Origin of the sequence: Sporosarcina sp. P13 (assembly GCF_002743055.1) — a bacterium.
Taxonomy (GTDB): Bacteria; Bacillota; Bacilli; order Bacillales_A; family Planococcaceae; genus Sporosarcina.
Genome location: NZ_PDYM01000001.1, coordinates 109,128 through 124,396 on the forward strand (window position 1 = coordinate 109,128; position 15,269 = coordinate 124,396).

Annotated in this window: 13 protein-coding genes; all 13 read right to left on the reverse strand. The window is 40.1% G+C overall.

Translation table 11 applies throughout. The features are described from left to right. Positions 1 to 98 precede the first annotated feature (98 nt). The 13 genes from CSV79_RS00535 to CSV79_RS00595 all read right to left on the reverse strand — a co-directional run bounded on the left by CSV79_RS00535 (position 99) and on the right by CSV79_RS00595 (position 15,154). Positions 99 to 4,406: a PolC-type DNA polymerase III gene (locus CSV79_RS00535; RefSeq protein ID WP_369824892.1), complete on the reverse strand. Its 4,308-nt coding sequence runs from the start codon at positions 4,404 to 4,406 to the stop codon at positions 99 to 101. A gap of 66 nt (positions 4,407 to 4,472) precedes the next feature. Next, positions 4,473 to 6,167 carry a proline--tRNA ligase gene (locus CSV79_RS00540; RefSeq protein ID WP_099687083.1) on the reverse strand — a complete coding sequence of 565 codons (1,695 nt, stop codon included), beginning with the start codon at positions 6,165 to 6,167 and terminating at the stop codon, positions 4,473 to 4,475. A gap of 18 nt (positions 6,168 to 6,185) precedes the next feature. Beyond that, complete coding sequence (rseP, locus tag CSV79_RS00545) at positions 6,186 to 7,445, reverse strand: RIP metalloprotease RseP (RefSeq protein WP_099687084.1); 1,260 nt, start codon at positions 7,443 to 7,445, stop codon at positions 6,186 to 6,188. Positions 7,446 to 7,480: 35 nt separating this feature from the next. Next, positions 7,481 to 8,635 (reverse strand): 1-deoxy-D-xylulose-5-phosphate reductoisomerase, encoded by a 1,155-nt coding sequence (dxr, locus tag CSV79_RS00550; RefSeq protein ID WP_099687085.1) that lies wholly within the window; start codon positions 8,633 to 8,635, stop codon positions 7,481 to 7,483. A 19-nt stretch (positions 8,636 to 8,654) separates the two neighbouring features. Continuing rightward, complete coding sequence (locus CSV79_RS00555; RefSeq protein ID WP_099687086.1) at positions 8,655 to 9,449, reverse strand: phosphatidate cytidylyltransferase; 795 nt, start codon at positions 9,447 to 9,449, stop codon at positions 8,655 to 8,657. Then, positions 9,446 to 10,237, reverse strand: coding sequence for an undecaprenyl pyrophosphate synthase (locus CSV79_RS00560; RefSeq protein ID WP_099687087.1), 792 nt, complete (start codon positions 10,235 to 10,237; stop codon positions 9,446 to 9,448). Before CSV79_RS00560 ends, CSV79_RS00555 begins: the two co-directional genes overlap by 4 nt. 132 nt (positions 10,238 to 10,369) lie before the next feature. Further along, positions 10,370 to 10,927: a ribosome recycling factor gene (gene frr / locus CSV79_RS00565; RefSeq protein ID WP_099687088.1), complete on the reverse strand. Its 558-nt coding sequence runs from the start codon at positions 10,925 to 10,927 to the stop codon at positions 10,370 to 10,372. Then, the gene (gene pyrH / locus CSV79_RS00570; protein WP_099687089.1) at positions 10,924 to 11,652 is read right to left on the reverse strand and encodes a UMP kinase; all 729 of its coding nucleotides are present in this window, start codon (positions 11,650 to 11,652) and stop codon (positions 10,924 to 10,926) included. The genes frr and pyrH overlap by 4 nt, the downstream gene beginning before the upstream one ends. 80 nt (positions 11,653 to 11,732) lie before the next feature. After that, positions 11,733 to 12,620 carry a translation elongation factor Ts gene (gene tsf / locus CSV79_RS00575; RefSeq protein WP_099687090.1) on the reverse strand — a complete coding sequence of 296 codons (888 nt, stop codon included), beginning with the start codon at positions 12,618 to 12,620 and terminating at the stop codon, positions 11,733 to 11,735. A 98-nt stretch (positions 12,621 to 12,718) separates the two neighbouring features. Next, positions 12,719 to 13,447 (reverse strand): 30S ribosomal protein S2, encoded by a 729-nt coding sequence (rpsB, locus tag CSV79_RS00580; RefSeq protein ID WP_099687091.1) that lies wholly within the window; start codon positions 13,445 to 13,447, stop codon positions 12,719 to 12,721. 155 nt (positions 13,448 to 13,602) lie between these two features. Next, positions 13,603 to 14,076 (reverse strand): DUF6115 domain-containing protein, encoded by a 474-nt coding sequence (locus CSV79_RS00585; protein ID WP_099687092.1) that lies wholly within the window; start codon positions 14,074 to 14,076, stop codon positions 13,603 to 13,605. Beyond that, on the reverse strand, positions 14,004 to 14,378 hold the full coding sequence (locus CSV79_RS00590) for a hypothetical protein (RefSeq protein ID WP_233201328.1): 375 nt from the start codon (positions 14,376 to 14,378) through the stop codon (positions 14,004 to 14,006). The genes CSV79_RS00585 and CSV79_RS00590 overlap by 73 nt, the downstream gene beginning before the upstream one ends. Then, positions 14,375 to 15,154: a FliA/WhiG family RNA polymerase sigma factor gene (locus CSV79_RS00595; RefSeq protein WP_099687093.1), complete on the reverse strand. Its 780-nt coding sequence runs from the start codon at positions 15,152 to 15,154 to the stop codon at positions 14,375 to 14,377. The genes CSV79_RS00590 and CSV79_RS00595 overlap by 4 nt, the downstream gene beginning before the upstream one ends. Positions 15,155 to 15,269: the final 115 nt, after the last annotated feature.

The following is a 15,269-nucleotide window of genomic DNA, read 5'->3' on the forward strand; positions in this document are numbered from 1 at the left end:
GGGTAGCCCCACTCTTTTCCGCAAGACGTATAGCAAAAGTTGTTTCAATCGTATCATAAGGGCATTTACAATGCAAATGATGCAACCGTTAGTATCAATCAGAACAGCGATAATTGGTTGGCATCTGGCATTCCTTCTAAACAACCGAAATTATCTAAATACTCGACAATTGTTTTTGATACGCGACCTCTTTTTTGAAAATCTTCTTTTGATAAAAACTCTCCATCTTTACGTGCTTCAACAATAGCCTTTGCCACGTTTGTTCCTAGTGAAGGTACTGCATTAAACGGTGGAATCAACTGATTATCTTCAATAATAAAGCGCGTAGCGTCGGATTTGTATAAATCTGGTTTCGCAAAAGTGAATCCCCGCTCTACCATTTCGAGTGCAATTTCTAATACAATCACCAAGTTTTTCTCTTTTGGCGGAGCGTCTAACCCTTTATCATTGATTTCTTTAATCTTTGCACGAATAGACGCAGAACCTTTAGCCATCGTCATTAAGTCGAAGTCTGTTGCACGCACTGTGAAGTACGTTGCGTAATACATGATTGGATGATGTACTTTAAAATACGCAATACGAAGCGCCATTAGTACATAGGCAGCCGCGTGTGCTTTAGGGAACATGTATTTAATCTTCTTACATGAACCGATATACCAACCAGGGACTTTATTCGCTTTCATCTCCGCTTCGAATTCTGGCGTTAGTCCCTTCCCTTTACGAACGGATTCCATAATTTTAAAGGCTAGTGACGGTTCAAGTCCTTGATAGATCAAGTAAACCATAATATCATCCCGACAACCAATTACTTCGGATAGCTGACAAGTTTTATTTTGGATCAATTCTTGGGCATTTCCTAGCCATACGTCTGTTCCGTGTGATAAACCGGAGATTTGGATTAATTCAGAGAAAGTGGATGGTTTCGTTTCTTCCAACATTTGTCGAACGAAACGAGTACCAAATTCCGGCACACCAAGCGTCCCCGTTTTACAATCGATTTGCTTTTCAGTGACACCAAGTGATTCTGTTCCACTAAATAACGCCATAACCCCTGCATCATCTGGCGGAATCGTTTTTGCATCGATTCCTGATAAATCCTCCAGCATTTTAATCATCGTTGGATCATCGTGGCCTAGAATATCTAACTTCAACAAGTTATTGTCGATTGAGTGGAAGTCAAAATGCGTTGTACGCCAACTAGATTGTATATCATCTGCGGGAAATTGAATGGGTGTAAAATCGAAAATATCCATCGTATCCGGTACAACAATAATTCCACCTGGGTGCTGTCCTGTATTTCGCTTTACACCTGAACAACCTTGCACAAGTCGATCGATTTCCGCACCACGCATTTGTATGTCATTATCATTCATATACCCTCGTACGTAACCATATGCGGTTTTTTCAGCAACAGTTCCAATCGTTCCTGCACGATACACATAATCTTCCCCAAATAATTCCTTCGTATAATTATGCGCATGGGCTTGATATTCACCACTGAAATTCAAATCGATATCGGGTACTTTATCTCCGGCAAAACCAAGGAATGTTTCGAAAGGAATATCTTGTCCGTCTTTTTTGAACATCGTTGCACACTTCGGACACGCTTTATCGGGCAAGTCATAACCAGAGCCTACCGAACCATCATCAAAGAACTCGTACGTTTTACATGATGGGCAAACATAGTGTGGCGGCATTGGGTTTACTTCAGTAATCTCCATCATCGTCGCAACAAATGAAGAGCCTACCGAGCCACGGGAACCAACTAAATACCCTTCATCTAGTGATTTTTTAACAAGTTTATGGGAAATTAGATAAATAACCGCAAATCCATTATCAATAATAGAAGTTAACTCTTTTTCAATACGAGCCTCAATAATTTCCGGCAACGTATCACCATAAATATGTTGGGCCATTGAATACGTCAGTTCGCGCACTTCTTCATCTGCACCTTCAATTTTCGGTGTATATAAGTCGTCCTTTATCGGCTTGACATCACCCACACGTTCTACAATTTTCAATGGATTATCAATAACGATCTCTTTCGCTACATCCTCACCTAAAAACGCAAATTCCTTTAACATTTCATCTGTCGTTCTAAAATGAACTGCTGGTAACGAATGTCTATTCATCGGATTTGCGCCACCTTGAGAGCGGACGAGCACTTTACGATACATAGCATCATTTTCATCAAGATAATGAACATTGCCTGTTGCACATACTGGCAACCCAGTCTTCTTACCAAGCTTTAGCATTTTACGCATAATATCTTCTAAGTTCCATTCATCACGAATGAGATCCAGTTCAAGTAAGTGTGAATAGACAGGTTTAGGATGAATTTCAAGATAATCATAGAAACTTGCGATTTCCTCGACTTCTTCCATTGGCTTCTGCATTAGTCCTTCGAACACTTCTCCTTTATCACAGCCCGAACCAACCAATATTCCTTTACGATATTTTACTAACAACGATCGCGGAATTCGTGGCACGCGATAGAAGAAATCCATATGCGAAATCGATACTAGTTTAAATAAATTTTTAAGCCCTTCGTTATCTGTCACAAGTAACGTACAATGCGATGGACGAGATCTTTTGTAAGCATCGCCTTCTCCAATATTTTTATTGAGATCATCTAACCATTCAATGCCTTTTTCCTGTGCATCTGTCAGCAAACGAAGGAATAAATAAGCCGTCGCTTCTGTATCATAAATCGCTCGGTGATGTTGTGTAAGTTCAATGTCAAACTTTTTCGCTAACGTATTTAGACGGTGGTTTCGAAGTTCTGGATAAAGAAAACGAGAAAGTTCTAATGTATCGATTACAGGATACGCTGGAACATCAATTTTAGCCCGCTTACAAGAGGCATAGAAAAAGCCCATATCAAATGATGCATTATGTGCAATCAATACGGCATCACCAATAAATTCAACGAACTCTTCCATAACTTCAGATACTTCAGGTGCATCTTTCACCATATCATCCGTAATACCTGTCAGATTGGTCGTAACGGATGATAGCGGATGATGAGGATTTGCAAATCGTTCAAATCGATCAATAATCTCACCATTACGCACACGCACAGCAGCTAATTCAATAATCGTGTCATAGACTGCTGATAACCCGGTCGTTTCAACGTCAAACACGACATACGTATCCGTGTCTAACAGTCTGTGCTGCTCTTCATAAACAATCGGAACCCCGTCATCGACAAGATTGGCTTCTAAACCAAATAATACTTTGATGCCGTGTTTCTTACCTGCATTATAAGCTTCAGGAAACGATTGGACATTGGCGTGATCTGTAATCGCGATGGCTGGATGTCCCCATTTTGCCGCTTGCGCAACCAAAGCTTGCGCGGATACCACTGCGTCCATTTGACTCATCGATGTATGCGCATGTAATTCTACACGTTTTTGTCCCTCAGGTGCTTTATCTTTCCGTTCTATTGAAGGGATAACAGCTAAATCTTGCGCCATCATGATTAGATCGCGAACGAATGTATCATTTTGAATACCTCCCCTTGCACGTACCCACATTCCTTTTTTAAAGGACTTCATCATCTCAGCATCTTCGTTATCACGTGAAAACATTTTCACTAAAATCGAATCGGTATAATCCGTAACTTTTAACGTTAATAACGATCTTCCGCTTCGAAGCTCTCTTACCTCCGCATCGAAAACAAAGCCTTCAATTATCAGTCGACGCTCTTCATCATGAATTTCATGTATCGGAACAATCGATTCTCCCTGCTTGATAGGAGTTCCAAGAATCAATGCCTTATCAGACTCACCTTGTTCACTCTTCAACGTTTCTCGCTGCTGTAATTGAATGCCTGCTTGTCTAGACAGTAGATCTTCTTCTTGTTGCTTTTGAGAAAGGAAGTTCTGTCGATCCTCTTCTGCTTGCTTATTCTCTATAATAGATACATCTAGAACTAACTGAGGGAAACCAAACTGTTGATACGCTGATGCTAATGGTGCGATATATTTATTTTTTAACGTTTGGCATTCTAAGTCATTCGAACAAGTAATGAGTAACTTCTCACCATGTAACTTCGGTTGTTGCGATACTAAACATTGACGTAGAGGAGGAGATATATCAGCTAACTCCTCTATAACATGTGGCCAATACGCTATCAGCAACTGCTCATCTGTTGTTTTATTGCGACTTTCTATTTGTAGATGTACATTCGCTATGGCCGCGAATGATTCATGTATACGTTGCTGCACAAAACGGAATATATCAATAGGTAATACTTCATCCAGTGTAATGTTAAACTTCCAAACCCTAGACTTTTTCTGTACGGTCACCCGGTTCAATTCTCCATTGCGAAAGTACGGCATCAATTGGTCATCTGTTAAGCCTGTTTGCTGCAGTAACGTTAAAAACTTTTGTGCGGCATCCACTATTCATTCCTCCATTCTATCGCGAAAAGAAGGGAAGTTCCGCTAATAACGGACTTCCCTTCTTTTTTATTCTGCACTAAAGAAGGATTGTAACTTTTCTAGTACTTCTTCTTTTTGCCAATCCATTGCATCTTCATTGTGGCGGAATGTCACTTCAACGATTCCTTCTTCAGCTCTTTTACCTACTGTTATTCGAACCGGTAATCCAATTAAATCCGAATCAGCGAATTTCACGCCTGCTCTTTCCGCACGATCATCGTATAGCACATCGTATCGATAGGATTCTAACACTGCGTATAATTCATCCGCTAGTTTTTTTTGTACATCATCCTTCAAGTTTACTGCAACAAGATGAATATCAAATGGGGCCAAATGCTTCGGCCACTTCAAACCTTTTTCATCATTGTACTGTTCCGCAATTGCCGCTAATAATCGCGAGATACTAAGCTCGTAACGACCCATAATAAATGGCATTGTTCTGCCACGGTCATTCAGAAACATACCTTTCATTCGCTTACTATATTGTGTTCCTTGCTTAGAAATTTTTCCAATTCCAATCCCTTGCGTAAATTGGATTGTACCTATGCCGTCAGGAGATGCATCTCCTTCTTGTACATAACGAATATCTAAATAATCATCAATAGCGAAATCACGCTCTGGGTTTACATTCAGCAAATGGAAGTCATCTTCGTTTGCACCTGTAACACAGTTGGCGACAGCTATTATTGCGTGATCCGCATATACTTTTACACCGACCGGCAGTTTTACTGGACCCACGGAGCCTACATGGCAGCCAAGTACTTCTTCCACCTGTTGTTCACTTGCTAATTCGACTCGGTTGGCATTCAATGCTCGTTGTAATTTTTTTTCGTTGATGCGATGGTTACCACAGCAGATGACCATCACACTTTCTCCATCAATGGTGTACAGTAATGATTTAATAATCTTTTCCCGCTCAACTGCTAGAAATGAAGCTATATCTTCAACCGTCCGCTGATTGGGGGTAGCTACTTTAGTTGTTTTTTGAAGTTTTTCATCGGATATTTCGTACTTCATCTTGACTTCTGCTAAATCAATAGTAGCAGCATATGAAGAACTATCACTATAGGCTATTTTTTCTTCACCTACCGTTGATAATGCGATGAATTCATGGGTTTCTGTTTCACGATCTGCCATGACCATACGAAATTGCATCCCAAGACGCGTTAAAATATTCGTAAAGGTTTGAATGATCTCTTCATACTTTTCATCCAGACTTTCCTCAGTTGCATGGAAAGAATAGACATCATTCATAATGAACTCACGACTATACAGTAAGCCATTACGTGGCCGGTCGACATCACGGAACTTTGTTTTCATTTGATAGAGTGTTAAAGGTAATCTCTTGTACGAACACACATCATCACGCAATAGAGAAAGTATTTGTTCTTCATCGGTAGGACTAAGAGCAAATTCATTCACATGGCGATCTTGGAGATGAAATAGTTCTTTACCGTAAGAATCCCAGCGCCCCATTTCTTTCCACACATCGGAACCTTGAAGCGTTGGCATAGAAATTTCAATACCTTCGACCGCTTCCATTTCTTGACGAACAATGTCTTCGATTTTACGAAGAACCCTTTGTGCAAGTGTTAAATACGTGTAAACCCCGCAGTCAGTCTGTCTAATACATCCGGCACGCAATAATAATTGGTGGGATCGGAGTTCTGCACCTGCTGGGGTCTGACGCATCGTAGGTATAAACGTTTTCGATTGTTTCATGATATGCTTCCACCTTTTTTAGAAGAAAAACCGTTGAATGTCATTCCAGGTCACAACTAGCATTAAAATCATCAGTAACATAATACCAACAAAGTGCACCATGCCTTCTTTTTGTTTATCAATCGGTTTACCACGTACGCCTTCAAATAGGAAGAACAATAATCTTCCACCGTCAAGTGCTGGTAATGGCAATAAATTCATAATCCCTAAATTGATACTGAGCACCGCAGCCCAATTCATTAAATTGAAAATACCATGTTGCGCTACTGCCTCAGTCGCCTTATAAATGCCCACCGGACCAGACAATGCATCAATTGAAAATTGACCTGTAATGAGCATGCCTAGTAATTCAATAATCTTTAAAGTCATTGTGTAAGTTTGCTCTGCACCAAACACGACTGATTTAACGATTCCTTTTTCTAGTGGACTAGAGTATATGACCCCAATTTGACCATATTCATGTCCGGCGTCTTCAACCGAATCTGGTGTAACGTTAAGCACAATCTTTTCTCCTGCTCTTTCTACTTCCAACACCATCGGAACGCCCGGGCTCTCTTGGATTGCCTCGGAGAATTCTGGCCAAGACCCGATGGACTTACCATCCACTCCAGTTATCAGATCGTCTTTTTTCATTCCCGCCATTTCTGCTGGCATATCTGGCTTCACTTCAGAAATAATCGGTTCATTAGTCGGCACACCATTTAATAAACCTAGTGCTAAAAATATGAAGAACGCCAAAATGAAGTTGAAAAGTGGTCCTGCAAATATAGCCATAGCCCTGCTACTCAGTGATTTAGATTCAAACTGACGATCATAAGGAGCGATTAGTGTCTCTTGTCCCTTTTCAATAATCATCGCTGTTCGTGCAATTTTCAGATGAACGAACTGGCCGTCTTCATCATATCCTTCAATATACAACTCTTTATCTAAATCAGATTTTTCCACTTCTAAATTCAATATGTTTGGATTGGATACATTACGGTTTAGATAAACTTTTTCTATTTCGTCTTGTGCATTTAACAATAAGCCTACACGATACCCTGGTTGCAATTCGACGGTATCAAAGTCTTCTCCAGCCATACGCACGTATCCACCAAGTGGTAGCAAGCGAATGGTATATAGAGTTTCTCCTTTTCGAATCGCTAATATTTTAGGCCCCATACCAATTGCAAATTCACGTACCATAATGCCTGCTTTCTTCGCAAACAAGAAATGGCCGAATTCATGAAATGCTACAAGTGTCCCGAATATCACTATAAACGCAATAACGGTTTCCATTCAGTAACCACCTTCATAGGCTACAATAGCCTGAATTAATCTTGATACTTCACTATACCATAGACTTTTTCTCGCGTAATGCGATCTGTCTCCAATATTTCTTCCAAATTGGGGTTCTTAATTGTCTGATGCTGATTCATCATTTGTTCAATAATTTCTTCAATTCGCATGAAAGAAATTTGCCCTTCCATGAATAATTGGACAGCTACTTCATTTGCTGCATTCATCGCTGTCGGCAGAGTGCCCCCTTCCCTACCTGCATCATATGCAAAAGCTAGGGCTCTAAATCTCTCGTAATCCATTTTTTCAAAATGAAGTTTACCGACTTCATCCAACCGAAGACGTTTCGCATTAGCCATCGGTATACGATCAGGATAAGTCAATGCATATTGGATTGGCACACGCATATCCGGTGAACCTAGTTGCGCCATTATGCTCGTATCTTCAAACTCTACCATCGAATGAATAATGCTTTCTTTATGCAATAGACATTCGATTTGATCATAAGGCATCGCAAATAGATGATGAGCTTCGATAACTTCCAATCCTTTATTCATCATAGTAGCAGAATCAATCGTTAACTTATTACCCATTGACCAGTTAGGATGTGCAAGTGCCTGCTCAACAGTCACACCTTGTAACTGCCCGCGTGAATAATCTCTGAAACTACCACCTGAAGCCGTTAAAATCAATCGTGTAATTCTTTTTGGATTTTCACCGTTTAGTGATTGAAATAATGCAGAGTGCTCGCTATCTACTGGCACTAACGGTACGTGATTACGCTTAGCTGCTTTTACTACCAAATCACCCGCCGCTACCAATGTTTCTTTATTGGCTATGGCAATTGTCATCCCAGCTTCAATCGCAGCGAGTGTAGGCTTTAAACCGACACTACCAATAACCGAATTGAGTAGTATATCTGCTTCGATACCAACTGCTGCTTCGATCAACCCTTCATCCCCGTGAACGATTTTAACGTTAGAGAACTCTCTTTGTAAACGTACAGCGTCAGCTTCTTCCAAGACGGATACTAATTCCGGTTGAAACCGCGTAATGATTTCACTCGCTTTTTGAATGTTTTTCCCAACTGACATAGCAGTTAACGAAAATCGTTCAGGATGCGCTGCAATAATATCCAACGTCTGTGTACCAATAGAGCCGGTCGCACCGAGCAAATTAATTTTCTTCATACATGTACCTTCCTTTCCGTTATCCTACGAATTGTAAAAAATGAAGTAGTGGCAAAACGAAAAGTAAGCTATCAAAGCGATCCATAATACCACCGTGTCCAGGCAAAAGTGTACCTGAATCTTTCACATTATAATACCGCTTCAACGCTGATTCCACCAAGTCGCCCATTTGACCGACAACAGACGCAATTACCGTAATTATGATAAATGTTACATAGGTATCAGCAATTGGATAAAAAATATTATAGACGAGCGTAATGACTACCGCCGAAATTATCCCGCCAATAAATCCTTCAATCGTTTTATTTGGTGAAATTTCTGGCCATAATTTCCGCTTTCCTAGTTTACGTCCAACGAAGTAAGCACCCGAATCTGTAGACCAAATGATTAACAAGGCATACCCTATATATTCTAAACCGAAGAAGCGCGTTTCGATTAAATAATAAAAACCAATTCCAACGTACAATGCACTCATTGCAGAAAAAGCAATATCTTCAAATGTCAAACGATTTTTCACAACTACCGTATAGACTAGAAGCAATAAGACTAATACATAAAGTAATTCCAGTTTTTCTAAACGAAGGGAGTTCTCTACTTGTTCAGTCCATTGAGCAGGTAATAAAATCACCAGTAAAATACACCAGGAAAAGAATCCACCTACTGTGAAAATAGACATATTCCTCATGCGTAGTAATTCATACAAACCAATAGTAGCAATTGCGAAGATCGCAATGGTGAAGGGCATACCGCCAATCACGATAAGTGGAATAAATAACGCAAGTGCTACGATGGCCGTAATAATTCTTTGCTTCATCCTTTCCTATCTCCTTCCAAACTTCCAAAGCGACGGTCTCGATTTTGAAACTCTTCAATCGCTTGCAACATACAATCTTCGTTGTAATCTGGCCATAGCACTTCTGTAAAGATGAACTCTGAATAAGCAAGTTGCCACAACATGAAGTTGGACAACCGTACTTCACCACTCGTACGAATCAATAAATCTGGTTCTGGTAAATGTGCCGTCATCAATTTAGAATTAATCAAACCTTCATCGATTGCATCAGCTTCAATTTTACCATCTGCCACTTCCTGTGCAAGTTCTTTCATGACATGAACCATTTCTATTCTACTGCCATAATTCATAGCGAAATTTAATATAAGTCCTTGATTGTCTTTCGTTATTTCCATTGCTTTTTCAATCGCATTTTTAGTGTGAGCTGGAAGTGCATCCATATTACCGATCATTTCCACTTTGATACCCTTTTCCATTAGCTCAGGTATGTATGTATTGAGGAACTCACCAGGGAGATTCATCAAAAAGTCAATTTCAATTTTAGGTCGTTTCCAATTTTCCGTAGAAAATGCATAGAGGGTGAGAACTTTTACTCCCATATCATTTGCGAAATTGGTTACTTGACGGACTGTTTTCATGCCTTCATGATGACCAGCAATTCGCGGCATTTTTCGTTGCTTTGCCCATCTTCCATTTCCATCCATAATGATTGCTACATGGTCTGGAATCTGTCTTTTTTTAACGAGTTCCATTCGCTCATTTAACGACTGAATATCGGTTGTCTTTTTTCGCATTAGTTTTCTAAGCATAGCGTTCCCCCACTTGGCTCTTTTCGAATACTCCTACACCCTATCCTACCAAATTGCATGGTAAATAGCATGCAAAAGACAGAAAAGAGCGTCCTAAAAGTAGGACGCTCCTCCTTATAGAAAGTTCTGTACTCAGATTTCTAAAATCTCGTTCTCTTTTTCTTTTGCCGTTTGATCGATTTTTTCGATGAAATCATCCGTAAGTTTTTGCACCTGGTCATTGTAACGGCGCAATTCATCTTCCGTGATTTCTCCATCTTTTTCAATCTTCTTTAAATCTTCATTACTATCACGACGTACGTTACGGATTGCTACTTTCGCATCTTCCGCTTCACGCTTTACGTCTTTAACTAACTCTTTACGGCGCTCTTCTGTTAAAGCAGGAACTGCTAAACGAATAACAGATCCATCACTAGAAGGCGTGATACCGATATCAGATTTCATAATTGCTTTCTCGATTTCAGTAATCGTTGTTTTATCATATGGTTGAACCACAAGTAAACGTGGTTCTGGTACAGAAATACCAGCCATTTGATTCAATGGTGTAGGTGCACCATAATAGATAACAGAAATACGATCCAATAGACTTGCGTTAGCTCTTCCAGCACGTATAGATGCCAGCTGTCTTGAATAGGCGCTAAGTGCTTTTTCCATTCGTTCAGTTGCTTCACTCATGATTTCTTTTGTCATTGCTTATTCCTCCTAACGACTGTACCGATGTCTTCGCCCAGTACAGCTTTTTTAATATTACCGTTTTCCATAATTGAGAATACTACGAGCGGTATGTCATTGTCCATACATAATGTAGATGCTGTAGAATCCATTACTTCAAGACCTTGACTAATCACTTCAAGATATGATAGTTCTAAATATTTTGTAGCAGTCGAATCTTTTAATGGATCAGCTGAATAGACGCCATCCACGTTATTTTTCGCCATTAAAATGACATCTGCTTCAATTTCAGCAGCACGTAATGCTGCTGTCGTATCTGTAGAGAAATACGGATTCCCTGTTCCTGCAGCAAAAATAACGACACGATTTTTCTCCAAATGACGGATTGCTTTTCGGCGTATGTACGGTTCTGCCACTTGTCTCATATCAATTGAAGACATGACCCGAGTTTCAGAACCTAACTTTTCAAGAGCATCTTGTAATGCAAGGGAGTTCATCACTGTCGCAAGCATTCCCATGTAGTCGGCCGTTGTACGGTCCATACCCATTTCACTTCCGACTTTACCTCTCCAAATGTTTCCTCCGCCTACAACTACAGCTACTTCCACGCCTAGTTCTACGACTTCTTTCACTTGGTTCGCAACGGACTTAACAACTTCTGGTGAAAGACCAAAGCCTTGATCCCCTGCCAATGCTTCCCCACTTAATTTTAACACGATCCGATTATATTTTGGAATACTCATGTAGACCCTCCTGCAATTTCTTATTCTCAAAAAAGAGGAACACATAATAGATGTGCTCCTCTTTTTGATTGGATGTAAACTTAGTTTCCTTTAACTTGGCTCATTACTTCGTCAGCAAAGTTGTCTTCGCGTTTTTCAATTCCTTCGCCTACTTCATAACGAACGAACTCTACTAATGTTCCGCCAGTCGCTTTAACGACATCACGAACTTTTTGATCCGGATTTTTCACGAATGCTTGGTCTAATACACAAATTTCTTCGAAGTACTTTCCAAGACGCCCCTCAACCATTTTAGCAACAATGTTTTCTGGCTTGCCTTCGTTTAACGCTTGCTCTGTCAAGATTTTACGTTCATGCTCTACTTCATCAGCAGATACTTGGTCACGTGAGATATATTTAGGGTTCATCGCTGCAATGTGCATTGCTACACCTTTAGCCGCTTCTTCGTCTGTTGAACCTTCAAGAACTGTCAACACCGCAATACGACCGCCCATATGCAAGTATGGTCCGAAAGCGTCTGCATCCGTTTTTTCACGGATTTCAAAACGGCGAAGAGAAATCTTTTCACCAATTTTTGCAACTGCGTTAGAGATATGTTGAGCAACAGTCAAACCACTCTCAAGCTTCGCATCATTAGCTTCTTCAACTGTAGCCGGCTTAGTTGCAAGTAAGAATTCAGCTAGTTCTTTAACAAGTGTCTGGAATCCTTCGTTTTTAGCAACGAAGTCTGTCTCAGCATTCACTTCAAGGATGATAGCTTCGTTTCCTTGAACTAAAATGTTTGCTACACCTTCAGCTGCAATACGATCTGCTTTTTTCGCAGCGCTTGAAAGACCTTTTTCACGCATGAAATCCATCGCTGCGTCCATATCTCCGTTAACTTCTGTTAGTGCTTTTTTGCAGTCCATCATACCTGCGCCTGTTTTTTCACGAAGTTCTTTAACCATTTGGGCTGTAATTGTTGCCATTTGAAAATTCCTCCTAATATAATATCGTCTTTCTGTACTTAGTACTTTAAAAAAGACGATAAGGGGTATACCACTTATCGTCTCATCATTTACTCATCTCAGTCTGCAGTTACAGTTGCTGTTTCTGCAGCGACTTCTTCGTCTTCACCTTGACGGGATTCAATCAAAGCATCTGCCATTTTACTTGTAAGTAAACGTACTGCACGGATTGCATCGTCGTTTGCCGGGATGACATAGTCGATTTCGTCCGGATCACAGTTAGTATCTACGATTCCAACGAGTGGAATATTCAATTTGATTGCTTCTGCAACAGCGATACGCTCTTTGCGTGGATCGACGATGAACATTACATCTGGCAATCCTTTCATATCACGGATACCGCCTAGGAATTTAACAAGACGCTCATGCTCTTTATTTAATTGAGAAACTTCTTTCTTAGGAAGTACGTCAAACGTGCCATCCTCCGCCATTTTCTCAATAGCTTTCATACGTGCTACACGCTTTTGAATAGTACCGAAGTTAGTTAATGTTCCACCCAACCAACGTTGGTTGATGTAATACATTCCTGCACGTTCTGCTTCTTCTTTGATCGCTTCTTGTGCTTGTTTCTTCGTACCTACGAAAAGGACTTTTCCACCGTCAGCACCGACTTGGCGCATGAAGTTGTAAGCTTCCTCTAATTTTTTAACTGTCTTTTGAAGATCGATGATGTAGATACCGTTACGCTCCACAAAAATAAATTTCTTCATTTTCGGGTTCCAACGGCGTGTTTGGTGTCCGAAATGTACACCAGCTTCTAGTAATTGCTTCATTGAGATTACTGACATGATATAATTCCTCCTATTTGGTTGTTTGTCCTCCGCGTACTTCATGCGAACGAGTGACCATTATGGCACCAACTCATTCATCCGCACACGTGTGTAGTAATACCATCTATTAAATTAACATACATCATTCTTTTTTGCAACAGTCGAGTCAAATTTTAGTCGAATTTTAATATCAATTCAATTTCAGTCTGACCTTTTCCGAGTTTTTTCGCAATTTCCTGCACCGAGTTCCCGTCTTTATATAGCTGCTTGACTTGTTGATGATCATTTAGCGGTTCGTTATCTTGTTTAGGCGAGACTGCTTTTTGATAAGATCGCAAAGCAAAATTCATAGGGATTGATTGTGTTTTTTGTTGGATTTTTTCTGGTCCAGGGGTTGTTTCCGTTTTCTCAATAGACGATTTGACTACTGTCTTCGGAACAGGTACCTCATTCAATCGCTTTATCAGACGATCATTTTCTTCTTTAATTTCAGTTAAATAGGCCATCACCGATTGATCCATTTCTTGCATAAGGTGTTGCTGTTTTTTCTCCAAGTTATTGAACCTAGAAATTTTCATGAACAATAACGTGATGACCATGAAACTAATAATTTGTAAGATGAATAAAAGTGCCAGTATGATTCCCATATCGCTTCACCCACTACAGTCGACAAGCGTGCCTTTGAACGGATGCTCGACTCGCTGTTGCTCTTTCTGCTGTTTTTCTTTTTTTGTTCAGATGGATCATTTGGTTGTTTGTCATCAGCATCCAATTTCGCGTATGGGGCTGACTCCAAAACGGACTCTTTATTTTTCAGTGCTTGCTTTTCTGTTAATGCATTTGCATGTTGCTGATTAATTTGGGATTGTTGTTGCTTTTGTTCTGCTATTTTACCCGCCTCGAACGTTTTAGGAATGGCGATTTGAAGTTCAATACTTTTTACACTCATAAAATTCCTCCGTCCGTAATTTCAGCCGCAAGCAACGATCGCAGTTTAAATAATGCCTTCGAATGAATTTGCGAAATTCTCGATGTCGATAAACTTAAAATCTCCCCTATTTCTGTAAGCGTCATGTCTTCTTGATAAAACAAGCTAAGGACAAGTTGTTCATTTTCATTTAACTCTTTAATCTTCATTACTAGCTCACTGATCAATTCATCTTTCACAGTTAGTTGTTCCGGTGTTTTAGTTTGATCATCGCGCAAGACAAATGTTTGATCACTCTGTTCATCGTCTTCATTCATTTTTTCATCGATAGACAACACATTGGCAAAGTATTGTTCATGTACGGTTTGATACACTTCATCGGTTGTTATACCCAAGTGACTGGCTACTTCCTCTGGTGTCACAGTCCGTAAATAGGTTTGTTCGAGCTTACTAACTTCTTCATCCATTTTTTTCGTTCTTTCCCTTGAGGAACGTGATAACCAATCCTCTTTTCGCAATCCATCTATAATCGTTCCTCGAATTCTGAAGGAAGCATATGTATCAAATTTTAAATCTCTCGTTGGATCAAATTTGATCAGAGCATCGAAAAGCCCTTGATAGCCGAGTGATTTTATCTCATCACGCGAAACATTTTTCGGTAATCCTGCACTAATTCGTTGGACATGATAATTCACTAAAGGTGTATACATTCGGACTAGGGTGTCACCTGCGTAAGGATCACGGTCTTCGAGCCATAACTTCCACTGATGCCGTTCAGTTGTATCTTGTTTTGTCATCGAATTCACGCCTTTCCTGTCAGCTCCATATATCTACTATTAATCTCTCATCTTCTAGTATAACAAATCTCCATACAACGAGGCGACTAATGAATTAGCCGCCTCGTTGTATCGC